Raw genomic sequence first — 23,766 nt, forward strand, 5'->3', positions numbered from 1 at the left:
GAAGGTTGAAACCGCAGCTTGTAAAAGCTGGAGCCGGTTGCCAACATTCCCGAGGGGAGCGACATCGCAAGATGTCCGTCACTAGGCCCGTAAGGGCTGACCGCTGGAAAGACAGCTTATTTTTGGAGAGATAGGTGGCAGTTTTTGTGTTGAATTCCCAAGGCAAGGCATTGATGCCCTGCACCGAAAAGCGCGCCCGGCTGCTGCTGGCACGTGGTCGGGCGCGGGTGCATCGCCTTGTGCCGATGGTGATTCGACTCACAGACCGTGCAGCGGATTCGTGCGCTTTGCAGCCACTGCGCTTGAAACTGGACCCCGGCAGCAAAACGTTAATCCATCGCGGTAAGCAAATTTCTGAAGCCTTAACCGCTCGCCGCCAAATGCGCCGTAAGCGTGTGCATGGTTTTGGCACTGGCGATATGGTGCGCCCCGAGGTGCCCTCGGGGGTGAAGGCTGGCATCCACATTGGACGGGTGGCCGTGCGGGCCAGCGGCTCTTTCAACATCCAAAGCTACCAAGATGGTCAATCTATCGTGGTGCAAGGCATTAGCCACAAACATTGCCGCGTGATTCAGCGTGCTGATGGTTATGGCTATTTCTTCAACCGGGCCAACAACACAGGACGTGAGCAGGCAAGGCCCAAAGCAAGGAACGCTGCGCGTTCCGCGCTCTACCTCCCCGGCATGAATGCCGAGGTTTCACGCGCAAATTGATGATTGCCCAAGAACTGGAAGTCAGCTTGCACATGGCCTTTGTCGAGGCCCGCCAGCAACGCCACGAATTTATTACCGTGGAGCATCTGTTGCTCGCACTGCTCGATAACCCCAGCGCCGCCGAGGTATTGCGTGCCTGTTCGGCCAATATGGACGATCTGCGCGCCGCGCTGATCCACTTTATCAAAGACAACACGCCCCAAGTGGCCGGTAACGACGAGGTCGATACCCAACCCACGCTGGGCTTTCAGCGCGTGATTCAGCGCGCCATCATGCACGTCCAATCCACTGGCAACGGCAAAAAAGAAGTCAACGGTGCCAATGTGCTGGTGGCTATTTTTGGCGAGAAAGACTCGCACGCCGTGTATTACCTGCACCAACAGGGGGTCACGCGGCTGGATGTGGTCAACTTTATTGCCCACGGCATCAAAAAGAGCGAGCCGCCCGAGCCAGCAAAAAACCCCGAAGGCAATGCCCCCGAAGGTGAAGAAGCCGCCGCCGCCGAGCGCAACGAAAAAGCCTCGCCGCTAGAGCTGTACACGCAAAACCTCAACCAGTTGGCCAAAGACGGCAAAATTGACCCCCTCATTGGCCGCCATTTTGAAGTCGAGCGCACGATCCAAATTCTGTGCCGTCGGCGCAAAAACAACCCGCTGTTGGTGGGCGAGGCCGGTGTGGGCAAAACCGCGATTGCCGAAGGCTTGGCTTGGCGCATCACACAAAAAGACGTGCCCGAAATTTTGGCCGAAGCCACCGTTTATTCTTTGGACATGGGCGCATTGCTGGCCGGTACCAAATACCGGGGTGATTTTGAACAGCGCCTGAAAGCGGTGCTCAAATCGCTCAAAGACAAGCCACACGCCATCTTGTTCATTGATGAAATCCACACCCTGATTGGTGCCGGTGCGGCTTCGGGTGGCACTATGGATGCTTCCAATTTGCTTAAACCAGCGCTCAGTTCGGGCGTGCTGAAATGTATTGGGGCTACCACCTTTACCGAATACCGGGGCATTTTTGAAAAAGATGCTGCCCTGTCGCGGCGCTTCCAAAAGGTGGATGTGGTCGAGCCTAGCGTGGCCGAGACGGTGGACATCCTCAAGGGCCTCAAATCGCGCTTTGAAGAACACCACAGCGTCAAATACGCGGCAGCCGCCCTGCAAGCCGCGGCAGAACTCAGCGCCAAATACATCAACGACCGCCATTTGCCCGACAAGGCAATTGACGTGATTGACGAGGCCGGTGCCGCCCAGCGTATTTTGGTGGCCAGCAAGCGCAAGAAAACCATTGGCAAAACCGAGATTGAAGAAATCGTCGCCAAAATTGCGCGCATTCCGCCTGCCAATGTCTCCAACGACGACCGGGGCAAGCTGCAAGTGCTAGAGCGCGACCTGAAAAGCGTGGTGTTCGGCCAAGACAAAGCCTTGGAAGTGCTGGCCTCGAGCGTCAAAATGGCGCGCTCGGGTTTGGGCAAGCCCGACAAACCGATTGGTGCCTTCTTGTTCAGCGGCCCCACTGGTGTCGGCAAAACCGAAGCCGCGCGACAATTGGCCTACATTTTGGGCATTGAGCTAATCCGCTTTGATATGTCCGAATACATGGAGCGCCACGCCGTTAGCCGCCTGATTGGCGCGCCGCCCGGCTATGTCGGCTTTGACCAAGGTGGCTTGCTGACCGAAGCCATCACCAAAAAGCCGCATTCGGTGCTGCTGCTCGATGAAATCGAAAAGGCGCACCCCGACATCTTCAACGTGTTGTTGCAGGTGATGGACCACGGCACCCTGACCGACAACAACGGGCGCAAGGCCGATTTCCGCAATGTCATCATCGTCATGACCACCAATGCGGGTGCCGAAACCATGAACAAGGCCACGATTGGCTTTACCACCCAACGCGAAGCCGGTGATGAAATGGCCGACATCAAGCGCCTGTTTACACCCGAGTTCCGCAACCGCTTAGATGCCATCGTCGGCTTTAAGGCACTCGATGCGCAAATCATCTTGCGCGTGGTGGACAAATTCTTGCTGCAACTCGAAACCCAACTGGCCGAGAAGAAGGTAGAAGTGACCTTCACCGACGCGCTGCGCCAGCACTTGGCCAAGAAAGGTTTTGATCCGCTGATGGGCGCGCGTCCGATGCAGCGCCTGATCCAAGACACCATTCGCCGCGCCTTGGCCGACGAATTGTTGTTTGGTCGCTTAACCGATGGTGGCCGCCTGACCGTGGATGTGGAACACAAAAAAGACGACAAGGGCGCAGAAACTTCCGAAGTGAAGCTCGATATCCAACCCCTGTCGAAAAAAGAGCGCGCCGCTAAGGCCGAACCGGCAGAGCCGGAAGAGGCCACCGCACGCTAACCACCCCAGCAGGCAGGGGGCTAGCCTCTCCCTGCCCTCAGACCAGGCCAGCCAGCCCGCGCAGGGCGGTGCTGGCCCTGGTTTTGTGCGGGCTAGACAATCGCCGTCATGTCCCCTGCCCCCAAGGCGGGGCCTTGTAAGGCGCGCTCCATCGTGATGTGGCTGATACCGGCTTCTTCGTAGGGTGCGCCACGCGGAATAAAGCCAGCACGAGCATAAAACGACATGGCACTGCATTGGGCATGCAACTCTAGGCAGGTATCGCCCCGACTGCGCGCTTGCTCTATCAAGGTGTAGAGCAGTTCACGCCCCCAATCGGCCCCGCGCAAGGAGCGATGCACCGCCAAACGGCCAATGCGCCCCATGCCATCTTGGGCGGGTAACAAGCGGCCCGTGGCAATGGCTTGGCCGAGGCGGTTGTAGAGCACCGCGTGCAAGGATTGCGGGTCGTATTCGTCCAACTCTAACGCTGGGTCAATGCCCTGTTCTTCCACAAAAACGGCGCTACGCAATGCCAAGGCATCTGGGCCGAGCACAGCCCAATCGCCGGTACGCACTTCGGCCATGCGGTGCTGTGCTTCAAAGCTTTCCATAATGGCACGCAGAGGGGCTGGCACTGGGCAGGCGCTGTGGCTAGCCAGATTGACAAACACGGCTACCAATTCACCCGAGGCCAACAGCCGCTCGCCGCGAAAGATTCCTGCCTCTAATTGCACCGAGGTATTGCCCACACGCACACAGCGGATACCGACTTCTAACACATCATCTAAACGGGCTGAGTCGTGGTACTCCAGCGTGACCTTTCTGAGTACCAGTTCACCACCCAACAGGGCCATACTGGCTTCATAAGGCAGTGCCAGCGCACGCCAATAGCCCATCATGGCGGTTTGGATATAGGCCAAATAATGGGGGCTGGAAAGGATTTTTTGGCTGTCCACTTCAATCCAGCGCACACGCTGGCGGTGCAGGCAACGAAAATCAGCACGTTGGGGCAGCATGAATGTTTACTCCAAAGAATTGAAAGAAAAGGCTTGGCGCAGCGCGCGGGCAGCATCGGCATGGGCGGTGCGCGCTTCAGGGATGGCACGGCCCATTTTGATAAATTCGTGTGTCACGCCACGGTAAATTTCTAAATCTACTGGCACGCCAGCCAGACGCAGTTTGTCGGCGTAATCAATGCCCTCATCCACCAACGGATCGCATTCGGCCAGCCCTATCCAGGCTGGGGCTACGCCTTCGACATCCGGGGCCAACAAGGGCGCAAAACGCCAGTCTTCGCGCTCTTGCCGGGTTTGCACATAATGGGCAAAAAACCAACTGATGGCGGGTTCTTCTAATACCAGCCCACGGGCATAGGTGGCGTGCGAAGGGGTATCTTGGTGCGCAGCACAACCGGGGTAGAACAATAGTTGCAGCGCCAAGGGCAAACCGGCATCGCGCGCCAAAATAGCATTCACGGCGGACAGCGTGCCGCCAGCGCTATCGCCGCCCACGGCCAAACGGCTGGCATCGGCTCCTAGGGTGCTGGCGTGCAGCGCCAGCCATTGCAAGGCATCCCAAGCATCGTTGCTGGCGGTGGGAAAGCGGTGTTCTGGGGCCAAACGGTAGTCTAACGACACCACCATGCAAGCAGCCAAGCGGGCCAACTCGCGGCACAGGGTATCGTGGGTGGCAATGCTGCCAATGGTAAAACCGCCGCCATGTAGATACAGCAACAGGCCGGACGCTGGGCCGGTGGTGTCGGAAGCATACAGACGGGCGGGCAAGGGGTAGCCATCGCGCGCCGGGATGGTGAAGTCCTCTATCCGTGCCAAGGGGGCCTTAGGCACTTCCAACACCCCTGCGCCCACCTCGTAGGCAGCACGGGCTTGGACGGGTGTCAGGGTATGCAAGGGGGTACCACCAGCACGGTGCATGCGTTCTAGTACGCTGTACATGGCCTTGGTCAGGCGGGTGCGGTGGAGGTGCAGTTCAGGGTGGGCAGTCACAACAGCAGGGCAAAGCAGGCGAAGCCGCCATTATGCGGATGCCTTTGCCAACGGCCCGTAGGCCAGCCCAGAAGCCACACCACCAAATAAGTCGCCCTCGACCAAAGGCACACCCGGAAAGCCTTGTGCCAGCACCTGTTGGAAGGCACGCAAGGCCGATGAGCCACCAGTGAGGTAAATAGCCCCCAATTGAACAGGAGCAATGCCCGCTTGGCGCACACACTCTTGCGCGCACTGCAGCACACGCGCCAGCAGCTTAGAAAGCTGGCTGGCTACCTGCTCTGGGGCCAATGTGGCGATGAGCTGGGCTTGAACCTCGGACAAATCTAGCGTTTGCGGCTGCCCGCTGATGGAGCAGGCAATTTTGGCCTGCTCCATCGCATTCATTAGGCGGTGCCCGAGTTGCTCGCGCAGCACCACCATCAGGCGCTGGTGCAGGCGTTCATCGCGGTAGTCTTGGCGCAGGGCTTGGGCTTCGCGCAGTGCCTTGGGTGACGACAGCCAATGAATCAGGTGCCAAGTGGCCAAATCGAAGAACACCCGGCTGGGCACCTCGCGGCCTTTGGGGCCAGTATGGCGATAGCCTAACAACGGCATCACCTGCTCTAGATGCAATTTATGGTCGTAATCGGTGCCACCAATATGCACGCCGGTAGTGGCCAGAATATCGGCACTGCGATCCGTTTTGGCGATGCGTTCTGGCCCCAAGCGCACCACGGTAAAGTCGGAAGTACCGCCACCAATATCCACCACCAGCACGGTGCTTTCTTGCGTCAGGCGGCGTTCGTAGTCCAGCGCGGCGGCAATCGGTTCTAACTGGAAGCCTACTTCGGCAAAACCACAGCGGGCAGCCGCTTGCAACAGCGAGGCTTGCGCCAGCTGGTCGCGCTCGGGGTTGTCATCGACAAAATGCACCGGACGCCCCAATACCAGCCGTGCGGGCAAGCCACCCAATTGCAATTGAGCGCGCTGCACCAGCTCTAGCAAAAAGCGCTCAATGATGTCCTGAAAACTCACCATCTCATGGTGGATGGCGGTTTTTTCCTGCAACAACGGGCTACCGAGCAGGCTTTTGAGCGAGCGCATCAAGCGCCCCTCGGTGTGCGCCAGATAGTGCGTCATGGCATCGCGGCCAAAATGCGTACTGTGGGTTTCGTGGTTAAAAAACAAGGCGGTGGGCAGGGTGGTGGCTTGGCCCTCTAAGGGCAGCAGGCGAGCCTTGCCTTGGCCATCAGCCCAAGCCACCGCAGAGTTGGAAGTGCCAAAGTCAATGCCTAGCGTACCGGGAAGAAAAGAAGTCATGCAGCGCAAAGCAAAAAAGCGGCCGATTGTGGCACAAGGCCCAAAGCGCCTTTTTTCTGGATAAGGGATAGAATGATTGGACGCAAATTGGCAACTGCTTTCGCTGCAATCCCACTCGAACAAAAGCGGATTGAAAGGAATTTTTTATGCAAAAAATGCTACTGCTGGTGGGCCTGTGCAGCGTGGCCACACTGGCCAGCGCGCAAGAGCAGGCGCGCGTTATCTCCTCTACCCCCATCTTGCAGCAGGTGGCGGTGCCGCAGCAGGTGTGCCACGATGAAACGATAGCCACTGCACCACGCACTACGGGCGGCGGGGCCATGTTGGGGGCGATTGCAGGTGGCGCAGCAGGCAATGCGATTGGCGGTGGCAGTGGCCGCGCGGCAGCAACCGCCTTGGGCGTAATTGGCGGCGCTTTGTTAGGAAACCAAGTAGAAGGCCAAGGCCGCCAGCCCTACTACCAAGATGTGCGACGCTGCACCACCGAAACTTTTTATGAAAACCGCACCGTAGGCTACAACGTAATCTATGAGTATGCTGGCCGCCAATACAGCACCCGCACCGAGCGCGACCCCGGCGGCTGGCTGCCTATCAGTGTGCAACCCGTGGCCGATAAGCGGCATGGCCGGGTGTACTCCACCGCACAACCCGAATACATTGAGCAAGGCCGCGTCGTCTCGGGCCAGCGTCGCGAGGTTTTGCCCCCGCCGCCTGCGGTGTATGTCAATCCACCCGTAACCGTGATTGAATACAACCGCCAGCGCGATTACTACCCGCCTCCTCCACCTCCACGCCCGTACCACCACCATCGGGACGAATGGCGCTAATTTTGTACTGCGCTGGTGTGGTGGCCCATGCAGCCGCCTAAAATTGCTGCTTTACCTTTGACGCTTTTTTGTCCATGACTACCGAAAAAATTGACGGCGTTTCCGTTGCTACCCAAGCCAATGTTTATTTTGATGGCAAATGCGTCAGCCACAGCCTTACCTACCCCGATGGCACGAAAAAATCCGTCGGTGTGGTGCTGCCTGCCGCCCTGACCTTCAACACCGGCGCACCCGAAATCATGGAATGCGTGGCGGGCAGCTGCGAATACAAATTGGCAGGCAGTGATGCTTGGCTGCAAAGCACAGCGGGCGACAAGTTCAGCGTGCCGGGCAACTCCAGCTTTGACATTCGCGTCACCGAGGCTTACCACTACATCTGCCATTTCGGCTAAACCCTTTTTCACTGACAAGATTCAAGCCTATGGCCACCATCCTACAAAACCTTCCCGTCGGCCAAAAGGTCGGTATTGCCTTCTCGGGCGGCTTAGACACCAGCGCCGCGCTGCACTGGATGAAGCTCAAGGGGGCCTTGCCCTACGCCTACACCGCCAACTTGGGCCAGCCCGACGAGCCAGACTACAACGAAATTCCGCGCAAGGCGATGGAATACGGTGCCGAAAAAGCGCGCCTGATTGACTGCCGCACCCAACTGGCGCACGAAGGCATTGCCGCGCTGCAAGCCGGAGCTTTTCATATCAGCACCGCTGGCATCACCTACTTCAACACCACGCCACTGGGCCGCGCTGTCACCGGCACCATGCTGGTGGCCGCCATGAAGGAAGACGATGTGCATATCTGGGGCGATGGCTCCACCTTCAAGGGCAACGATATTGAGCGTTTTTACCGCTACGGCCTGCTGACCAACCCCGCCCTGAAAATCTACAAACCTTGGCTAGACCAGTTGTTTATTGACGAGCTGGGCGGCCGCGCCGAAATGTCTGCGTTCATGACGCAACATGGCTTTGGCTACAAAATGAGCGCCGAAAAAGCTTACTCCACCGACTCCAACATGCTCGGCGCTACGCACGAGGCCAAAGACCTGGAGTTTTTGAACAGCGGCATCCGCATCGTCAACCCCATTATGGGCGTGGCCTTCTGGAAAGACGATGTGGCCGTGAAGGCCGAAGAAGTCTCGGTGCGCTTTGAAGAAGGCCAGCCGGTGGCCCTGAATGGTGTCGAGTTCAATGACCCAGTCGAGCTGATTTTGGAAGCCAACCGCATCGGTGGCCGCCACGGTTTGGGCATGAGCGACCAGATTGAGAACCGCATCATCGAGGCCAAGAGCCGTGGCATCTACGAAGCCCCCGGCCTAGCGCTACTGCACATCGCCTACGAGCGTTTGGTGACCGGCATCCACAACGAAGACACCATCGAGCAATACCGCATGAATGGCCTGAAACTGGGCCGCCTGCTGTACCAAGGCCGCTGGTTTGACCCACAAGCCATCATGCTGCGCGAAACCGCACAGCGCTGGGTGGCGCGCGCCGTCACCGGCACGGTCACGTTGGAGCTGCGCCGTGGCAATGATTACTCCATCCTCAACACCGAATCGCCCAACCTGACCTACCACCCCGAGCGCCTGAGCATGGAAAAGGTAGAAGATGCGCCGTTTAGCCCGCTAGACCGCATCGGCCAACTCACCATGCGTAACTTGGACATTGTGGATACGCGCGCCAAGCTGGGCATTTACTCGAACGCGGGTTTGCTGTCGCTGGGTGGCAATGCTGCGCTGGCACAATTGGGCAGCAGTGACGCGAAATAAATGCTTATAGCGCGTTGAGCATGTCAGAAGCCACCGCCAGCGGTGGCTTCTTTTTTTCACCTTCGCTTTGGGGTTCTGCATGAAAAACATCCAACGCAGTCTGGTTGGCATTTTGTTGGGCTTGAGCCTGCTCTGGTGCTTAGCTGATGGGACCGAGTGGGCCAGCGTACCGCATTTTTTTGCTTGGCGAACTTTGCTCATGCAGTGGACAGGGGTGTTGGCGATAGGTGTCATGAGTGTGGCCATCTTGTTGGCCTTGCGCCCGGTGTGGCTAGAGCCTTGGCTGGGGGGCTTAGACAAGATGTATCGGCTGCATAAATGGCTAGGCATTGCCGGGCTGGTGTTGGCCATCGGGCACTGGCTGCTGTCGGAAGCGCCGAAATGGCTGGTTGAGCTAGGCTGGTTGACCAAGCCAGCACGCGGTGCGCGCCCGGCCTTGCCCGAGGATGCGCTGGTGCAGCGTTTTTTGGCCGGACAACGCCATCTGGCCGAAAACATCGGTGAATGGGCTTTTTATGCCACCGTGTTGCTGCTCACGCTGGCTTTGCTCAAGCGTTTTCCGTACCGCTATTTTTTTAAAACGCACCGTTGGATCAGTCTGGCCTATTTGGCGCTGGTGTGGCATTCGGTGGTGTTGCTGCAATGGAGCTACTGGGCCAGCCCGTTGGGGCTGGTGCTGGCGCTGTTGCTGCTGGGCGGCAGTGTGGCTACGGTGTTGGTGCTGTTGCGCCGAGTGGGCCACCAACGCAAAGCAGTGGGCGAGGTCGCGGCTGTGCGCCATTTTGCGGCCCTAAAGGTGGTGGAGCTGGACATTGCCTTGCACCATCGTTGGTCTGGGCACCAAGCAGGGCAATTTGCTTTTGTCACTCTGCACCCCGAAGAAGGGCCACATCCGTTCACGATTTCTTCTGCTTGGACAGGTGATGGCCATATCACTTTCATCATCAAAGCCTTGGGCGATTACACCAATACCCTGGCGCAGCGGGTGCAAGTGGGGCAGGATGTCGAGTTAGAGGGGCCGTATGGTCAGTTTCAGTTCCAAGGGGCTGCCACGCGGCAAATATGGATTGGTGCGGGTATCGGCATTACTCCATTTATCGCCCGGATGCAAACCTTGGCCGAGCAGCCCGACGGCAAAACGATAGATTTGTTCCATACCACCGCTGTCTATGAGGACGAGGCCATCGCCCTGCTAGAGCAAGCGGCCCGCGCCGCTGGTGTGGCGCTGCATGTGTACTGGGATCAGCGCGATGGCCGCCTAGACGCGGCGCGTATCGTGGCCGCCGTGCCGCAGTGGCAGGAGGCCGATGTGTGGTTTTGTGGCCCTGCGGCTTTTGGTCAGGCCCTGCAACGCGATTGCTTGGCTTTGGGCTTGCCAGCGCAGCGCTTTCACCAAGAGCTGTTTGCCATGCGCTAGGGCTGAGGCTTGTCTTTACCCGCAACTCATATAAGCTATTGATTTTATTGACTTGTGACTCTGGTTTGTCACTGAAAAAGTCTATATAAATAGGACTTACGCAAACCAATAAAATTTATAGGACTTACGCAAAATGAATATTAAATTATTGTCAACTCCTATACAAATCAATAATTTACACATTTGAGTACCCGAAAATTTTCACAATGCGGAACAAAAACGCCGTTTTGCGTAAGTCCTAATTACATTAGCAGCATCGTAACCACAGAAAGGCGGATGTGAAAATCAGCGAATTCAAGCGGTGGCTTGAGTCGCAGGGGGTGCTGATAGAAAACGGCACCAACCATTCATTGGAAGCTGTACCGCAACGGCTACCAAAGTACCCTGCCAAGACACCCCAGCAAAGAGCTGAAGGAAGGCACCAGACGCGCCATTCTCAAGCAACTGGACATGAAATAAGGAGGAAGCGGGGCCGCAAGGCTCTGTTTAACTGCCCTGCCCGTTGCCATCCGCCCGACCCACCAAGGCCACCATGCTCTACTACCCCGCTCAATTTGAACCCGAAGCCGATGGTGGCTACAGCGTCACCTTCCGCGACATCCCCGAAGCCATCACCCAAGGAGACTCCTTGGAAGAGGCACGCCGCGCAGCGGTAGATGCCCTGATCACCGCAATGGATTTTTACTTTGAAGATGGCCGCGCCGTGTCAGCCCCCAGCGCCGCGCAAGCGGGCGAAGAGTTGGTGACCATGCCGGTGTCGGTGGCGACCAAGGTGCTATTGCTGAACCTGATGATTGAGCAGCGCAAACGCCCAATGGAGCTGGCGCGCGCCATGCACATTAAGCCACAGGAAGTAACCCGCATCATGGACATTCACCACGCCACCAAGATAGACACCTTGGCCGCCGCCTTTGCGGCCTTGGGTAAACGCCTAGAGGTACGAGTGCTTGCCCCCTAAAGGCGGCAGCTTCGGTAGGGGGGCGTTATCGGGCTATGCTTCGTTGCCCGATAATCAGGGATGGCTCTAGTTCACTGCCGTACAGGCAGTCAAAAAACAAAAAACCCTGCCATCATTTTGCTGGCAGGGTTTTATTGCGCCGTTGGGCTAAATACTTGGTGGGACGTGCGGGGGTCGAACCCACGACAAACGGATTAAAAGTCCGCTGCTCTACCAACTGAGCTAACGTCCCACATTTGCTGAGAACGCAATTGTAGCACGAATAAATCAGCTGGTTCAAAATTTTTTTGAATGGTGCCTGCAACATCTCCCAAAGCGGCCCCACCACACGCCAGCATCCTCCCCTATGATGCCGCCTGTCAGACCACTGTCATAAAAATACTATCGAGACCCGCGATGTCATGAGTGATTCCAGTTCTTACCCCACCGCTACCCCGTCTATGCAGCGCCCCGATGCCTCGGGATTTTTTGAACACCACGGCATTTGGGCGCCCGGTGTGCGCGCCTTTCGCAACCTGCGCTTTGCCACCAAGGCGCTGATTATTTCCTTGGCTTTTATGTTGCCCATGCTAGTGTTGGTCGGCTGGATGCTCAAAAATGAGTTTGATACCGCCATGCAGACACGCATGGATGCCACGCGCCAGCATGTCGAAATCGCCTCTGGTTTTTTGGAGTGGGCGCACAGCCAAGAAACCTCTGGGCAGCTTACCCCAGTCCAAGCGCAAGCCCTGGCCCAAGCAGTGATTGGCAAACTGCGCTACGACCAGCAAGAATACTTCTGGATTAACGATGTGCAGCAGCGCATGGTCATGCACCCGATGTCACCGCAACTCAACGGCAAAGACATGAGCGCACACCAAGACCCCAATGGCTTTGCCCTGTTCCAAGCCTTTGCCAACACCGGGCGCAATGGGGGCAAGGGTTTTGTTTCCTACCAATGGCCACGTCCCGGTAGCCAAAAGGCCGTGGACAAACTGGCCTATGTGCAAGGTTTTCAGCCTTGGGGCTGGGTACTGGGGTCGGGCATCTATGTGGATGATTTGTACCAAGTTTTTTTGCATGAACTAACCATCGCAGGCATTGGGGTTTTTATCAGCGTGGCCGTGGCCAGTTATTTATTTTTAAGTTTTTACCGCGTGATGGATGGTGGCCTCAAAGAGACCCGTCGCCACCTGCGCGCCATGACCAGCGGCGACTTAACCACCTCGCCCTCGCCTTGGGGCAAAGACGAAGCAGCGCAACTGATGACCGAACTGCACGCCATGCAAGACGCTTTGCGGACGATGGTGCTGCGCGTGCGCCGTTCTAGCGATGACATCGTGCATTCAGCCAGTGAGATTGCCAGCGGTGCTTTGGATTTATCGCGGCGCACCGAACAAACTGCCAGCAACTTAGAAGAATCAGCGGCTTCGATGGAGCAAATTGCCGCCACCGTTAGCAACACCACCCAGCACACGCAAGAAGCCTCGCAGGTAGCGCAACACAATGCCCAAGTCGCCAGTGATGGGGGCCAAGTGATGCGTGAAGTGGTGCATACGATGGAAGGCATCCGGCAATCGTCGGCGCAAATCTCGGACATCATCAGCACCATCGACGGCATTGCTTTCCAAACCAATATTTTGGCGCTCAATGCCGCCGTAGAAGCCGCCCGCGCCGGTGAGCAAGGCCGAGGCTTTGCCGTGGTGGCCTCTGAAGTACGCAATTTGGCTGGACGCAGTGCCGCCGCCGCCAAAGAAATCAAAGCCCTGATTGACAGCAGCGTCCGCCAAGTCAGTACCGGCACCGACATTGTGCGTAAAGCGGGCAGCACGATTGAAGATATTGTGCATTCGTCCCAGCACGTCAACAGCTTGCTCAGTGAAGTGGCCACTGGCGCGCGTGAACAAAACCAAGGCATTGGTCAAATTGGCCAAGCGGTGCAAGAATTAGACCGCATGACGCAGCAAAATGCTGCGTTGGTGGAAGAGACCGCTGCTGCCGCTGCCGCCATGCAAAACCAAGCGCAAACGCTGGCCAGCGAGGTGGCACGCTTTGTTTTGCCTGCGATGGCACAATTGTCAGAAGAAGACAGCGCCAGCTACAACACCACGGTGGCAGATTTTGATTTTGACAGCGCCATCGAGGCGCACCGCCAGTGGAAAGTCAAACTGCGCTCCGCGATTGCCAAGCAGGAAAAGCTCGATGCCGACACCATCTGCCGCGATGACCAATGCCCCTTAGGGCGCTGGATTCATGGCCCCGGTGGCACGCAATGGGGCAGCCGCCCGCTGTTCTCGCAATTGCTGACCAAACATGCCGATTTCCACCAGAGCGCCGGTGCGGTAGCGCGCAAAATCAATGCCGGACAATACCAAGATGCGGAAAAACTCATCGGGGCTGGTTCACACTTTTCGGATGTTTCCTTGGAAGTCACCACCTTGTTGAGCAGTGCCAAACGCGGCTTGTAAGTCAACTACCCCGACCTGAAGGTCGGAACTTGGAAGGCGAAAGCTTTGCAAGTTCTGGTTGCAGACAAGCGACAGGGTAAGCACGAAACGGTTCGGAACCGCCCGCAAGGGCAAGCCGGCACGCAACATGGTCGAGGGGATCCGCACCGCAAGGTGCGCGTCACTAGGCCCTTACGGGCAGAGCCGCAAGGCCCAGCAGAGGTGAAAAGCCTCGCACTAATTTCTGTCAACCGGGCTATTGAATGGACGTGAGCAGGTACCGGCCCAAAGCAAGGAACGCGATGCGTTCCGCGCTCTACCTCCCCGGCATGAATGCCGAGGTTTCACGCGCAACCTGATGAATAGTAGTGATAGCCCCCGCTTTAGCACCTGCGATTTTTGCGACAGCCATAAAAACGATGACAGCGGCGACTTCAGGGTCTTGCCGCCGGTGTTTCGTGATTTTGGTGGCCGGGTGCAGTTTTGTGGCCCGGTCAGTACCATACAGTGCCACGAAGACAACACCCTCGTCAAAGCGGCCCTAGACAGCCCCGGCGAGGGCCGGGTGCTGGTGGTCGATGGCGGTGGCTCGTTGCGCCGCGCGCTGGTGGGGGGCAATCTGGCTGCCGCTGCCGCGCGCAATGGTTGGGCCGGGGTGTTGGTCGATGGCTGTGTGCGTGATGTGGCCGAGTTGGCCGCCAGCGCGGTGGGTATTCGAGCGCTGGCCAATATGCCGCTGCCGACAGAAAAACGCGGCCAAGGCTTGCGTGATGTGGCCGTGCGTATCCAGGGGGTGTGGGTGCGCCCCGGCGATTGGCTCTATGCCGATGCCGACGGCACCATTATCAGCGCCAAGGCTTTGTAATACCCCAACGAAACGGCCCCAGATAGGGGCCGTTGCTGCTTTATAAGCCTTGGGCTTCAGGGGCCAGCGTATTCAGCATAAATTCTAGGAAGGTAGGCACACATTGCAAGTGGCCTGCTGGGCTGGCGGGACAATCGGTCAGGCTGACCAAATCACCGGCACCACGAGCCTGCATGGCTTGCACCGTAGTGGCGGAGCTGTTGTAGGGCACGGTGCGGTCTTCGCGCCCGTGGTAAAAATGCACCGGCAGATTGGGCTTCCATTGGTGTACGTTGCTCAGGCGCTCTAAGCCCGGCTCATCGTCGGCCAAAAAGACGTCGATAAACTTGGTGTCCATCACCACATCGGTGTCGTCGGGCAGCAATTGCTTGAGCAGGGCGCGGCGCACTTCACGTTGTGCGCTGTTGCCCAAATAATGCAAGAAGCCTGGGTTAATCAACGCGCCCAACAAATTGTTCTCGTTACGCACCAAATTTACCAAACCATCCATCGTCGCTTGCACGTTGTAAGGGCCACCGCCGACCACCACTTGGCGCAGGTTTTGCAAATGGGGCGAGTTGGCCTCTTGCAAAGCCCGGTGGGTAGCCAGCGTGACATAGCCGCCTTCAGAGTAACCCGTCAGGAACAACTGACCGTTGTCTGGCACGCCCTGTTGTTGTCGCCATGTTTTAGCTGCCGTTAAAAAGTCAACCGTGGCGGCTGCCGATGGGGTTGCTTGCAAATAAGGATGTGGCGCACCTTTGGAGACTCCGTAGCCGACATAATCTGGGGCCAAGACGATATAGCCCAAAGAGGCCATCAGCACTGCCACTTCAGAGGGCGCAGCATTGTTGCTGGGCGCTTCGATGTCGCGGAAAATGGTGCCATGCTGGTAACTTAGCACCGGGCTGGCAGCGCCCAAGGTTTTCACCGGCACACTGACCAAGCCGGATGCCCGAATAGGCTGTCCGCTGGCATCGGTGGTCATGTACTCTAGGCGATAGGCCATGACATCGTAGCGCGGCTGCAAATTTTGCACCTTGCTGTCTTCGGCTTGCAGGGCTTGCACCATGTCCGCCGTGCGAATCGTGGTCAAGGCCGAGGCCGCTTTGAGTTCGCCCGCTCCTTCTGGTGCCGGTTGCACGGGCACTTCGGGTTCGGCATGGGCTTCATTGTCATCACTGCCACCGCAAGCGGTCAAGGCGGCCACCAGCACCCACGTCATGGCCCCACGCGACCAACGATAAAGAGAATTTTGCATCAGCAGACCTTCGGTTACGGTTACGAAAAAATAAGACTCAAGCAGCAGCGCCTATCAGTAGCGGTAAGCCAGCCCGATAGAGACACCGTAATTATTGGGCTTGAGCGTGAGCGGACTGCGCCGGGCATCACCGCGCAGCTGGGTATAGCGCCAACCGCCCAATAACACCCAATGGTGGTGCAGATTGTGTCGCCAGTCCATACCGATTTCGGTGCTGTGCATACCGGCACGGGCATGAAAAGCGGGCAATGGCGTAGTGACTCCCGACAAAGCAACGGGCACACCAAAAAAGCTGTTCATGTGGGTACTGTTGGCCAGATGCACTCCGGCCACCAAACTCAGCTCGGTGCCGGGGGCCAAGTTGAGTTCGTAGCGAGCGGTGTTGTTCAGCACCGCGCCGCTGCCACGCCCTAGCAAATCTTGGCTCAGGGAGCTACGCAAGGACCAGCGCTCATCCACATCGTAAATAAGCGCTGCACGCAGGCGCAAGGTACGGCGCACATCGGGCAGCCCTTGCAAGCGCGGCTCATCGCCCACGCTGCGCCCACCACCCCAGCGCAAAGAGGTACTCAGGCGCAGTTTGCCTTGGTCCACCAGCCGCGCGCTGATGCCAGAATCGGCCCGGTCTAAATCGCGGTCTAGCAGGGCACCGCCACCGCCAGTACTCAGGGTATAGCGCCCCAGTGCCAAGCCAATCACCGGGCTGATGCCAGTGCCACGGCGCTCACTGCCGGGATAGGTGGCCCCATTGCCGACGCTGGCTCCCAGCGCCCAGACAAATCCGGCATGTCCGGGCGTACCCTGAAAAGGCGTGTGGTTGGCAGCAGGGGTCTCGGGCGCAGCGCTAGGGGCCGCGCAGGCCATACCCACAGCGCACAAACCCATAAACCAAACGGCAGTGGTAAAGGAGGTATTCATCGGGGCAATTATGAATCAGCCCACTGCACCCAGCCTGTCCAGGCGGTCAGTAGCACCAACGCGCCAAAGGCAATGCGGTAGTAGGCAAAAATAACAAAATTATGCGTGCTGATATAGCGTAACAGCCAGCGCACGCACAGCCAAGCGCTAAAAAATGAGAATACCAGCCCAACCGCAAACATGGGTGCATCGGCCCAAGCCAGCAAAGCGCGTTCTTTGTACAAACTATAAACGCCAGCACCCATCAACGTAGGAATGGCCAAAAAGAAAGAAAAATCCGTGGCTGCTTTGCGCGATAGCCCCAGCAACATGCCACCGATGATGGTGGCCCCACTGCGGCTGGTGCCCGGAATCATGGCCAAGCATTGCACCAGCCCTACTTTCAGGGCATCGAGGGCGCTCATATCATCGACCGACTGCACATGGACGGTGGATGCTGGGCGGCGCTCGACCCACAAAATAATCAATCCACCCACAATAAAGGCACTGGCCACCACCACCGGCGTAAACAGGTGCGCTTTAATCGCTTTGCCTAACAGCAGCCCCATGACTACGGCAGGCAAAAAACCAATCAGCACATTCAGGGCAAAGCGCCGCGCCTGTACCTGCGTGGGCAAGGCCACCACCGTAGAATGGATTTTTTGCCAATAGACCAAAATCACGGCAAAGATGGCGCCGGTTTGGATGGCGATGTCAAACACTTTGGCCTTGGCATCATCCATGCCCAGCAAGGCACCAGCCAAAATCAAATGCCCGGTAGAAGAAATGGGCAAAAACTCGGTCAGACCTTCTACCACCCCCATGATGGCGGCCTTGACCAATAAAACGATATCCACGGTTGTCCTTCAGGCCCAAAACAGCAGGGCCAAAAAAGCGCGAATTATCCGCTGCCGTAGCAGTCAAAGGTCATCAAAGGGCGGGGGTAGGATGGCGTTTTAGTCGGGAAGCGCTATCACTTGCGCCCAAGGCACGCCATCCAGCGCCTCGTAGTGGGCCACCACCACGGCCCGACCGGGTTGTGCTGCTGCATCGGTTAACCCCTGTTGCAGGTATTGCACCGAGGCACGGTCTAATCCCGCCACAGGCTCATCCACCAAAGTAAGCGCAGCCCCCGAAGCCAGCGCCGCTGCCATCAGCACCTTGCGCCGGGTGCCTGCCGACAGCTGGTACAACGCTTTGTCCAAGTGGGGTTGCAGCGCAAAGCCTGCAATATGGGCCGCCAATGCGGGGGCATCCCAGCGCGGGTAGCACGCTGCGAGACTGTCCCACCACTGCTGCACGCCCCAAGCATCCAAAGCGGTTGAGCGCGGGTCTTGCCAAAATACCTGCTGGCGGTACGCCGCTGTATCTTCGTGCAACGCCACACCGGCCAGCGTGAGCGTGCCAGCACCAGGCAGCAAATCACCAGCCAGCAATTGCAGCAGAGTGGTTTTGCCGCTGCCATCGCCCCCCAACACCAGCGTAGCCCCCGGCCCTATGGTGGCCGACCAATGCGCCCACAATGGGCGCTCTGGGTAGCCAAAACACAACGCATGCACTTGCAGCACTGCGACCTTATCGTCCATCTACACTCCTTGTTTGCCACGGCTTGAAAACCTGCCGCACGCCAGCTATTTTGCATTTGTCGCACAATGCTGGCCCTGCCACCTGCTATCCCCTCCTGCACCATGCGCCTGTCTTACCTCGATTTTGATTACAGCGAAGACGACCAAGGCATCAGCACCTGGGATGCAATGGCCTCGGTCACAGCGCAGCGCCTACCCGCCCTGCTGGCCGAAATCACCTTGGTGCTGAATTGGGCGCAGCAACAATTTGGCCCACAGCGTGGCCCACTGGAGGAAGATAGCCTGTGGGATTACGACCTGCAAAGCCTTGCAGAAGGTTCAGCCCCCGCTTTGCCCCTGCACTACGCTCAAGACAGCAGCCAAATCATCCTGAGCGCCCCACCCGACCCCCAAGCCCGCTACACCCTGACGCTCACCCTCAGTGGCCATGCGGCCTTTGCCCAAGCCTTCCAAGCCCATTTTGGGCTGGATACTGAATAATTTTTCTTTTCTGTGAACCAAGCCATTTCTGCATGACGATAGACCACTACGCCGCCCTAGGGTTGGGCAGCCATGCCTCGCTGGCCGATATTAAAAAAGCCTTTCGGCAAAAAGCATCGTTTTATCACCCGGACAAAAACCCCGCACCCGATGCGGCAGCCCGCTTTCGGGCCGTGCAGCAGGCCTACGAAGTGCTGTCTGACCCCGAGCAGCGCCAAGCCTACGACGACAACCGCCGCCGCAACCTGTTAGATGACCCGCTAGAAACCGCCCAAGCCATCTGGCAAGGCTATTTCGAGCGGGTGCTGGCCGATAGATAGTCAGCCGCCGCGTTAAAGCCACCAGCCCACACCACCACCCTATTGACCTATAAAAATCCATGCGACTGACCTCTTTTTTCCATCCCCTGCGTTCCGCTTACCAAGCCGAATTGGACGATTTAACCAGCGACTCCGAAGGCAAAGACGTACTGCGTAAACGCTTGGCCGAAAAACGCAAAGAATTCGATTTTTTGGTACAAATGATGGAACTCAGCCCCGAAATGGTGGCCGTGGTGTTTCACCGTGCCTTCCATTTTGGCAGCGCTGCAAGCACCCTAGAGCATTTTTTGACTGCCGAAGGCACGCAGCCCGACTGGACGGAGTTGGCCCCCGCCATCACCTTAGAAACTTGGGCGCAGCCACTGGCCCAGCGTGTGCTACAAGAACCACAAGGCGCTTGGTTTTTGGCCGTGGCCGCCTGCCTAGAGTACCTGCAACAACATCCCCGTTTGGGCATGGCGACTGCACCGGTGCAGGACGATGAAGATAACGATAACGCCGAAGAAGATGAATACAACGATAACGACCACGCCCAGCCTCTAAGCGCCGACGATGCCGCCGACCTGCAAGATGCAGACAGCCGCGAACAAGCGCGCGAAGACTGGTTGTCCGACCAAGGCTTTGACCGCAAAGATTGAGAAGGAACCCCACCCATGAGCAACCACCTCGCCCTAATCCAACAAACCCAAAGCCTGATTGCTGCCGGTGACATCGTTGGCGCAGAATACGCACTGGCCGAACTGGCCGACACCGAAGGTGACCACGCCCTGATGGAAGTGATTGCCCAATTGCCGTCCAAAGACGTGCTGGCCGTGATTCGTGAATACGATTCTTCGCGCGATTCGGTGGTCAATCTGCTGGTCACGCCAGCGCAATTTGCCCGCGCCTTGGTATTAGAAAAGCAATACAAAGACCTGACGCACACCCACCTGCGCGGCATGGTCAATGGCATCATCTTTCGCGATGGGGCCGACCCACTAGAGTTTTTAGAAGCGATTGGCAACCTAGAAGGTGGCAGTGAAGCCTTGGCCAACTACTTTGCCGAAAAGTGGAGCCGCATCGAAGCCTTTGCCCGCACCGGCCACTTTGACACCATCGAAGACGACGGCGACTTGCTCAGTGACGACGAGTTGCGCGCCTCGGCCTACGTGCGCCCGCACATCACACAAGAAGAAGTGGCCGATAGCGATTGGATGGAGCTGGCTTGGCTGCTGCGCTACGAATGCCGCGACCTGTTCATCGAGATGCTGTTGGTACTGCGTGCCAAGGCCCGCGCCCACGATTTGGGCTTGGGTGACGACGAAGAAGCCGAAGAAGACGACGGCAAGTTTGAAACCCGCGACACCGACCGAGGCAAGGCCACCCCGGTGGCCCGCGACCCAGACGAAGAATTGGCGATTTGAAAGCAGCATTGCCTATGTCCGTTTCAGCCCCTACAACCCCCACCACCTCGGCATTGTCGCTGCACGATGCCCGCCCCTTCTTTGAAAAAGCACTGGTTTATGGGGTGCAGCACGGCCTACTCAGTGCCGAAAAATTAAAGGCTATTTGTACCGAAGCCCCCAAAGGCATGGTGCAAATTGCCCGTTACTTTGGCAACGAAAACCTGCGCCCCGATTTAGAACAGGCCCGGGCGCGCATCGTCAATTTGGTGAGCTTGTATTTGCAAGAAAGCTGTGGCGGCGATGTGCATTTGGCGGCCCAGTCTTTGCGTGACCACAGCCTGCTTTCGCGCTCTAAAGGCGGCTCGGAGATGCTCAAAAACCTCATCGCCATGCCGCAAAACACCCACTTTGCCATGCACGACCGCGAGGGCTTTACTGAGGCGCAGATACCGCAATTGGCCAAATGGAGCTTGCAAAGCCATGCCCAATACCAAGCCGAGTTGGCGGTGCGCCAACCCATCAGCCAACTGATTGAGGCAGCTTTGTGGCTGGCAGCGCGTTTTGATTTGCAGGCTGATGATTTGGAAGAGGCGGGCACGGATGCTGAAGCCGTGATTCGCACTGCGCTGTTGTTGCACAGCTTGGCCCCCAAGGCAGAGCAATGGCCCGACCGCATCGCCTTTGAAGCCCTCATCACCACGCTACGCAAAAAAACAGGCCCTATCCCTTTGCCATTGCCCGCCAGCTTGCCCGCAGAACTGCACAGCGCGGTAGAGCAGGTACGCGCCAGCGTGTTGGCCGATGTGCCACGTCTGCGCGATGCCAGCCAAAACCTGCGTGCCTTGCTGCGCAGCCCAGCGTTTAGCGGCCATTATTTCTGGCTAGAAGACCCATTGGCCGAAATCGAGCATTACCACCACAGCCTAGACGAGCTGCACCACGACCACTCCCCAGCAAGCGCTCCCCACAGCGGCAGCAAAACTTGGCAGCGCGTCACGCAAGGCCAGCAAGACGAACATGCCTTGCTCACGCTGTTTTTGTACCTGTCGGTGGGTGCGCCCAAGCGCTATGTACCGGCAGATAAAACTGCCTTGACCGAAAAAGCGGCACTCAGCCTGTTGCGCTCGATTCAGCAACGCGGCTTGCAAGCCGAGCAGGCCAGCGACTTTATCCGCCAACACGCCCCAGCAACGCACCAAGCAACCTATTGCGCTTTGTGGCAAAGTTTTGTGCAAGAGTCGCGCCGTACCCTGTGCGGCGACCACCACGGCCAGCGCCAAGAAGCACTGGCGCTGCTACGCCGCGAGTGCCATATCCTTGGCTAATGCCGCGTCTGATGGGTTGGAAGCATGTGGATGGTGGCGCAAAAATGGCTTCACCTTCAAATCCATCTCACTGAGGTGGTGCTTCATCCAATCCGTCAGGGCGTGGCGCAAATGCTCCTGCTGGAGGCAATGCTCTTGTGCCTCTAACAAGGCCGTTTGGATATGCTCTTGGGCGCGGGCATGGGCGGCGCGGTGTTCTGACAAGCTAGGGCAGTGGTTGTCGGCCAAAATGCTTTCTTCTAGGGCATCGTGGTAGCGCGAGATGACCAAAAAATCACTCAACAAAGACCACAAATGCTGCTGCGAGGCCCGGCCATCATGCAATAGCTCTAGCAAATCGCGGCCAATTTCTAGCAAGATGATGTGTTGGGCATCTAAATCGGCATTGCCCACACTCAGGGCCGGACTCCAGTGCAACAGCTGCTCTGGGTAGATTTCATCGCACATAGCTGCTTCCTCCTAATTCCCCCTGGTACACCAGCAGGGCCACCAGCAAAAATCCCAAGCAGATGATGATTTTGGGCTTAGCGCTGTAAGCAAACCGCAAAATCTTTTCCAAGATGGAACGCTGCATGATGAATCCTTTGTGAAACACAATAAGCACTCATCATCGAAACCTTTTTTTACACTGCGATGAAAAAAGCTGCCTCGGGACGAACCCGCAGGCAGCTACTGGAGGCGCACGGCACCGTGCAGGCTTAATCGCCGTGGTAGTTTGGCAGGCGCTTTTCCTTAAAGGCTTGGATGCCTTCGGCATAGTCGCGGCTGTTATAGACCACGCGGCGCAGGCTTTGGATGCGCTCAAAATCGGCCGGGGACACCGCGTTGGCGCTGGCCAAAATACGCAATTGCTCTTTCATCACACCGACAGCCAAGGGGGCATTGTGGGCAATGGTGCGTGCCATTTCAAACACATGGGCGGTGATATGTTCAGTGGGCACTACCGCATTAATCACCCCTTGGCGCTCTAGGCGCGCTGCCGTCATTGGGCGACCGGTAAACAGCATTTCTTTGGCGATGTGCGGCGGCGCTACGTTCAGAAAAGTCAGCAAGCCAGTCACGTTGTAAGGCACGCCCAACTTGGCCGGTGTCGCGGCAAAACTGGCCTCTGGCGTAGCCACCACCATATCGCAGGCGAACACCAATTCGCAAGCGCCACCCCAGACACCACCGTCAATCAGCGCAATCACGGGGCCGGGAAACAGCTCCACCTCACGAATCAGGGTGCGTAGCGAGTCTTGCCAACTCAGGGGGTCGTGGCCGCCTTCGGGCAATTCGGTGACATCATGGCCTGCCGACCAAACTTTGACACCGGGTGCAGCGCGCAAAATAGCCACGCGCACGCCTGCCTGTTTGAACTGTTCAAATGCCTGAATCATCTCCTGCACCATCAGCTCGGACAAGGCGTTGCGTTTGGCCTCGTGGTGCAGGGTGATGGTGCCAATGTCGGCATTGACTTCGGTCAAAATCAGCGACGGCGCTGAAGCCGTAGCAGCAGCATGAAGAAAATTGTGCATAAAAATCCTGGACAGTGGGGGTAGGTGGACTGGTGCCATTATGGATTACCGTTCTGCAATACCTACACAAATCTAATCATTTCTGATTAAATCTACCGATTGCTTCCTGCTTCACAGAGGCCGGTTTCACTCGGGTCTTACGACCCAAGCCAGTGCCTTCCTCTCCACAGGCTGTCACCGAACATCCAGCCATTGGCTGTATGCGCTGGCAGTCGCCAGCCGAACTCTCGGCCACTTGTTTCAAATTGATGGCCGCGTTCACATCCCGCTCATGGTTGGCACCACATTCGGGGCACGTCCATTGTCTTGCCGACAGCAGTAAAACATCCAGCTTGTGCCCACAAGCCGAGCAGGTCTTGCTGCTGGCAAACCAGCGATCTGCCACCACCACTTGCCCACCACGC

25 protein-coding genes and 1 tRNA gene are annotated in these 23,766 nt (G+C 57.6%); 15 read left to right on the plus strand and 11 right to left on the minus strand.

The window, feature by feature from the left end:
* Nucleotides 1–146: 146 nt before the first annotated feature.
* Together PHX60_RS12375 and clpA are read left to right on the plus strand one after the other, a co-directional pair.
* Nucleotides 147–713 carry an RRXRR domain-containing protein gene (locus tag PHX60_RS12375; RefSeq protein WP_366144386.1) on the plus strand — a complete coding sequence of 189 codons (567 nt, stop codon included), beginning with the start codon at nt 147–149 and terminating at the stop codon, nt 711–713.
* The gene (clpA, locus tag PHX60_RS12380; protein ID WP_300078144.1) at nt 713–3,067 is read left to right on the plus strand and encodes an ATP-dependent Clp protease ATP-binding subunit ClpA; all 2,355 of its coding nucleotides are present in this window, start codon (nt 713–715) and stop codon (nt 3,065–3,067) included. Before PHX60_RS12375 ends, clpA begins: the two co-directional genes overlap by 1 nt.
* Before the next feature lie 92 nt (nt 3,068–3,159).
* On the opposite strand, the gene PHX60_RS12385 is transcribed toward clpA, so the two are convergent.
* The 3 genes from PHX60_RS12385 to PHX60_RS12395 all read right to left on the minus strand — a co-directional run bounded on the left by PHX60_RS12385 (nt 3,160) and on the right by PHX60_RS12395 (nt 6,357).
* A complete protein-coding gene (locus tag PHX60_RS12385; RefSeq protein WP_300078148.1) occupies nt 3,160–4,065 on the minus strand; it encodes a GNAT family N-acetyltransferase in 906 nt (301 codons plus the stop codon).
* Between the two features lie 6 nt (nt 4,066–4,071).
* Nucleotides 4,072–5,004 (minus strand): alpha/beta hydrolase, encoded by a 933-nt coding sequence (locus tag PHX60_RS12390; RefSeq protein ID WP_300078211.1) that lies wholly within the window; start codon nt 5,002–5,004, stop codon nt 4,072–4,074.
* A gap of 81 nt (nt 5,005–5,085) precedes the next feature.
* Nucleotides 5,086–6,357, minus strand: coding sequence for an Hsp70 family protein (locus tag PHX60_RS12395; protein WP_300078151.1), 1,272 nt, complete (start codon nt 6,355–6,357; stop codon nt 5,086–5,088).
* 146 nt (nt 6,358–6,503) lie between these two features.
* On the opposite strand from PHX60_RS12395, the gene PHX60_RS12400 reads away from it, so the two are divergent.
* The 6 genes from PHX60_RS12400 (at nt 6,504) to PHX60_RS12425 (ending at nt 11,321) form a co-directional block, all read left to right on the plus strand.
* The gene (locus tag PHX60_RS12400; protein WP_300078154.1) at nt 6,504–7,184 is read left to right on the plus strand and encodes a glycine zipper 2TM domain-containing protein; all 681 of its coding nucleotides are present in this window, start codon (nt 6,504–6,506) and stop codon (nt 7,182–7,184) included.
* Between the two features lie 74 nt (nt 7,185–7,258).
* Nucleotides 7,259–7,576, plus strand: coding sequence for a pyrimidine/purine nucleoside phosphorylase (locus tag PHX60_RS12405; RefSeq protein WP_300078157.1), 318 nt, complete (start codon nt 7,259–7,261; stop codon nt 7,574–7,576).
* A 29-nt stretch (nt 7,577–7,605) separates the two neighbouring features.
* Entirely contained in the window at nt 7,606–8,946 is a 1,341-nt protein-coding gene (gene argG, locus PHX60_RS12410; protein ID WP_300078160.1) for an argininosuccinate synthase, read from the plus strand.
* A 79-nt stretch (nt 8,947–9,025) separates the two neighbouring features.
* Entirely contained in the window at nt 9,026–10,363 is a 1,338-nt protein-coding gene (locus PHX60_RS12415) for a ferric reductase-like transmembrane domain-containing protein (RefSeq protein ID WP_300078163.1), read from the plus strand.
* Nucleotides 10,364–10,747: 384 nt separating this feature from the next.
* The gene (locus tag PHX60_RS16030; protein WP_366144387.1) at nt 10,748–10,822 is read left to right on the plus strand and encodes a type II toxin-antitoxin system HicA family toxin; all 75 of its coding nucleotides are present in this window, start codon (nt 10,748–10,750) and stop codon (nt 10,820–10,822) included.
* Nucleotides 10,823–10,895: 73 nt separating this feature from the next.
* A complete protein-coding gene (locus tag PHX60_RS12425) occupies nt 10,896–11,321 on the plus strand; it encodes a type II toxin-antitoxin system HicB family antitoxin (protein ID WP_300078214.1) in 426 nt (141 codons plus the stop codon).
* A 156-nt stretch (nt 11,322–11,477) separates the two neighbouring features.
* Here PHX60_RS12425 and PHX60_RS12430 read toward each other — a convergent pair.
* Nucleotides 11,478–11,553: transfer RNA gene (locus PHX60_RS12430), tRNA-Lys, on the minus strand.
* A 169-nt stretch (nt 11,554–11,722) separates the two neighbouring features.
* On the opposite strand from PHX60_RS12430, the gene PHX60_RS12435 reads away from it, so the two are divergent.
* Nucleotides 11,723–13,768 carry a methyl-accepting chemotaxis protein gene (locus tag PHX60_RS12435; protein ID WP_300078166.1) on the plus strand — a complete coding sequence of 682 codons (2,046 nt, stop codon included), beginning with the start codon at nt 11,723–11,725 and terminating at the stop codon, nt 13,766–13,768.
* Nucleotides 13,769–14,105: 337 nt separating this feature from the next.
* Nucleotides 14,106–14,612, plus strand: a complete 507-nt coding sequence (gene rraA, locus PHX60_RS12440; RefSeq protein ID WP_300078169.1) for a ribonuclease E activity regulator RraA — start codon at nt 14,106–14,108, stop codon at nt 14,610–14,612.
* 40 nt (nt 14,613–14,652) lie between these two features.
* Here the strand turns inward: rraA and PHX60_RS12445 are convergent, their stop codons facing one another.
* The 4 genes from PHX60_RS12445 to PHX60_RS12460 all read right to left on the minus strand — a co-directional run bounded on the left by PHX60_RS12445 (nt 14,653) and on the right by PHX60_RS12460 (nt 18,335).
* Nucleotides 14,653–15,852, minus strand: a complete 1,200-nt coding sequence (locus PHX60_RS12445; RefSeq protein ID WP_300078172.1) for an alpha/beta fold hydrolase — start codon at nt 15,850–15,852, stop codon at nt 14,653–14,655.
* A 54-nt stretch (nt 15,853–15,906) separates the two neighbouring features.
* A complete protein-coding gene (locus PHX60_RS12450; protein ID WP_300078175.1) occupies nt 15,907–16,770 on the minus strand; it encodes a MipA/OmpV family protein in 864 nt (287 codons plus the stop codon).
* A gap of 8 nt (nt 16,771–16,778) precedes the next feature.
* Nucleotides 16,779–17,606 (minus strand): undecaprenyl-diphosphate phosphatase, encoded by an 828-nt coding sequence (locus PHX60_RS12455; protein WP_300078177.1) that lies wholly within the window; start codon nt 17,604–17,606, stop codon nt 16,779–16,781.
* A gap of 99 nt (nt 17,607–17,705) precedes the next feature.
* Nucleotides 17,706–18,335 (minus strand): ATP-binding cassette domain-containing protein, encoded by a 630-nt coding sequence (locus PHX60_RS12460; RefSeq protein ID WP_300078180.1) that lies wholly within the window; start codon nt 18,333–18,335, stop codon nt 17,706–17,708.
* A gap of 102 nt (nt 18,336–18,437) precedes the next feature.
* Between PHX60_RS12460 and PHX60_RS12465 the strand changes: the two genes are divergently transcribed.
* The 5 genes from PHX60_RS12465 to PHX60_RS12485 are packed head-to-tail and all read left to right on the plus strand — an operon-like array spanning nt 18,438 to nt 21,845.
* A complete protein-coding gene (locus PHX60_RS12465) occupies nt 18,438–18,815 on the plus strand; it encodes a hypothetical protein (protein ID WP_300078183.1) in 378 nt (125 codons plus the stop codon).
* Nucleotides 18,816–18,847: 32 nt separating this feature from the next.
* On the plus strand, nt 18,848–19,135 hold the full coding sequence (locus PHX60_RS12470; RefSeq protein ID WP_300078186.1) for a DnaJ domain-containing protein: 288 nt from the start codon (nt 18,848–18,850) through the stop codon (nt 19,133–19,135).
* A gap of 59 nt (nt 19,136–19,194) precedes the next feature.
* Nucleotides 19,195–19,773, plus strand: coding sequence for a hypothetical protein (locus tag PHX60_RS12475; RefSeq protein WP_300078189.1), 579 nt, complete (start codon nt 19,195–19,197; stop codon nt 19,771–19,773).
* 15 nt (nt 19,774–19,788) lie between these two features.
* Nucleotides 19,789–20,538: a hypothetical protein gene (locus PHX60_RS12480; RefSeq protein ID WP_300078192.1), complete on the plus strand. Its 750-nt coding sequence runs from the start codon at nt 19,789–19,791 to the stop codon at nt 20,536–20,538.
* 14 nt (nt 20,539–20,552) lie between these two features.
* Nucleotides 20,553–21,845: a hypothetical protein gene (locus tag PHX60_RS12485; RefSeq protein WP_300078195.1), complete on the plus strand. Its 1,293-nt coding sequence runs from the start codon at nt 20,553–20,555 to the stop codon at nt 21,843–21,845.
* Here PHX60_RS12485 and PHX60_RS12490 read toward each other — a convergent pair.
* The 3 genes from PHX60_RS12490 to PHX60_RS12500 all read right to left on the minus strand — a co-directional run.
* Nucleotides 21,816–22,292, minus strand: coding sequence for a hemerythrin domain-containing protein (locus PHX60_RS12490; protein WP_300078198.1), 477 nt, complete (start codon nt 22,290–22,292; stop codon nt 21,816–21,818). The genes PHX60_RS12485 and PHX60_RS12490 overlap by 30 nt on opposite strands.
* 251 nt (nt 22,293–22,543) lie before the next feature.
* Nucleotides 22,544–23,362, minus strand: a complete 819-nt coding sequence (gene scpB / locus PHX60_RS12495; RefSeq protein WP_300078201.1) for a methylmalonyl-CoA decarboxylase — start codon at nt 23,360–23,362, stop codon at nt 22,544–22,546.
* Nucleotides 23,363–23,438: 76 nt separating this feature from the next.
* A partial coding sequence (locus tag PHX60_RS12500) for a zinc ribbon domain-containing protein (RefSeq protein ID WP_300078203.1) occupies nt 23,439–23,766 on the minus strand: 328 nt, incomplete at its 5' end.

The organism is Giesbergeria sp. (assembly GCF_028686475.1).
Lineage (GTDB): Bacteria > Pseudomonadota > Gammaproteobacteria > Burkholderiales > Burkholderiaceae_C > Simplicispira.

Coding starts and splice junctions, on each gene's coding strand:
- PHX60_RS12385 (WP_300078148.1), bottom strand. CDS start 4,065: ATGCTGCCCCAACGTGCTGATTTTCGTTGCCTGCACCGCCAGCGTGTG.
- rraA (WP_300078169.1), top strand. CDS start 14,106: ATGAATAGTAGTGATAGCCCCCGCTTTAGCACCTGCGATTTTTGCGAC.
- PHX60_RS12450 (WP_300078175.1), bottom strand. CDS start 16,770: ATGAATACCTCCTTTACCACTGCCGTTTGGTTTATGGGTTTGTGCGCT.
- PHX60_RS12445 (WP_300078172.1), bottom strand. CDS start 15,852: ATGCAAAATTCTCTTTATCGTTGGTCGCGTGGGGCCATGACGTGGGTG.
- PHX60_RS12400 (WP_300078154.1), top strand. CDS start 6,504: ATGCAAAAAATGCTACTGCTGGTGGGCCTGTGCAGCGTGGCCACACTG.
- PHX60_RS12470 (WP_300078186.1), top strand. CDS start 18,848: ATGACGATAGACCACTACGCCGCCCTAGGGTTGGGCAGCCATGCCTCG.
- PHX60_RS12425 (WP_300078214.1), top strand. CDS start 10,896: ATGCTCTACTACCCCGCTCAATTTGAACCCGAAGCCGATGGTGGCTAC.
- PHX60_RS12405 (WP_300078157.1), top strand. CDS start 7,259: ATGACTACCGAAAAAATTGACGGCGTTTCCGTTGCTACCCAAGCCAAT.
- PHX60_RS12480 (WP_300078192.1), top strand. CDS start 19,789: ATGAGCAACCACCTCGCCCTAATCCAACAAACCCAAAGCCTGATTGCT.
- PHX60_RS12390 (WP_300078211.1), bottom strand. CDS start 5,004: ATGTACAGCGTACTAGAACGCATGCACCGTGCTGGTGGTACCCCCTTG.
- PHX60_RS12395 (WP_300078151.1), bottom strand. CDS start 6,357: ATGACTTCTTTTCTTCCCGGTACGCTAGGCATTGACTTTGGCACTTCC.
- clpA (WP_300078144.1), top strand. CDS start 713: ATGATTGCCCAAGAACTGGAAGTCAGCTTGCACATGGCCTTTGTCGAG.
- PHX60_RS12485 (WP_300078195.1), top strand. CDS start 20,553: ATGTCCGTTTCAGCCCCTACAACCCCCACCACCTCGGCATTGTCGCTG.
- PHX60_RS12475 (WP_300078189.1), top strand. CDS start 19,195: ATGCGACTGACCTCTTTTTTCCATCCCCTGCGTTCCGCTTACCAAGCC.
- PHX60_RS12460 (WP_300078180.1), bottom strand. CDS start 18,335: ATGGACGATAAGGTCGCAGTGCTGCAAGTGCATGCGTTGTGTTTTGGC.
- PHX60_RS12435 (WP_300078166.1), top strand. CDS start 11,723: ATGAGTGATTCCAGTTCTTACCCCACCGCTACCCCGTCTATGCAGCGC.
- PHX60_RS12465 (WP_300078183.1), top strand. CDS start 18,438: ATGCGCCTGTCTTACCTCGATTTTGATTACAGCGAAGACGACCAAGGC.
- argG (WP_300078160.1), top strand. CDS start 7,606: ATGGCCACCATCCTACAAAACCTTCCCGTCGGCCAAAAGGTCGGTATT.
- PHX60_RS12415 (WP_300078163.1), top strand. CDS start 9,026: ATGAAAAACATCCAACGCAGTCTGGTTGGCATTTTGTTGGGCTTGAGC.
- scpB (WP_300078201.1), bottom strand. CDS start 23,362: ATGCACAATTTTCTTCATGCTGCTGCTACGGCTTCAGCGCCGTCGCTG.
- PHX60_RS12490 (WP_300078198.1), bottom strand. CDS start 22,292: ATGTGCGATGAAATCTACCCAGAGCAGCTGTTGCACTGGAGTCCGGCC.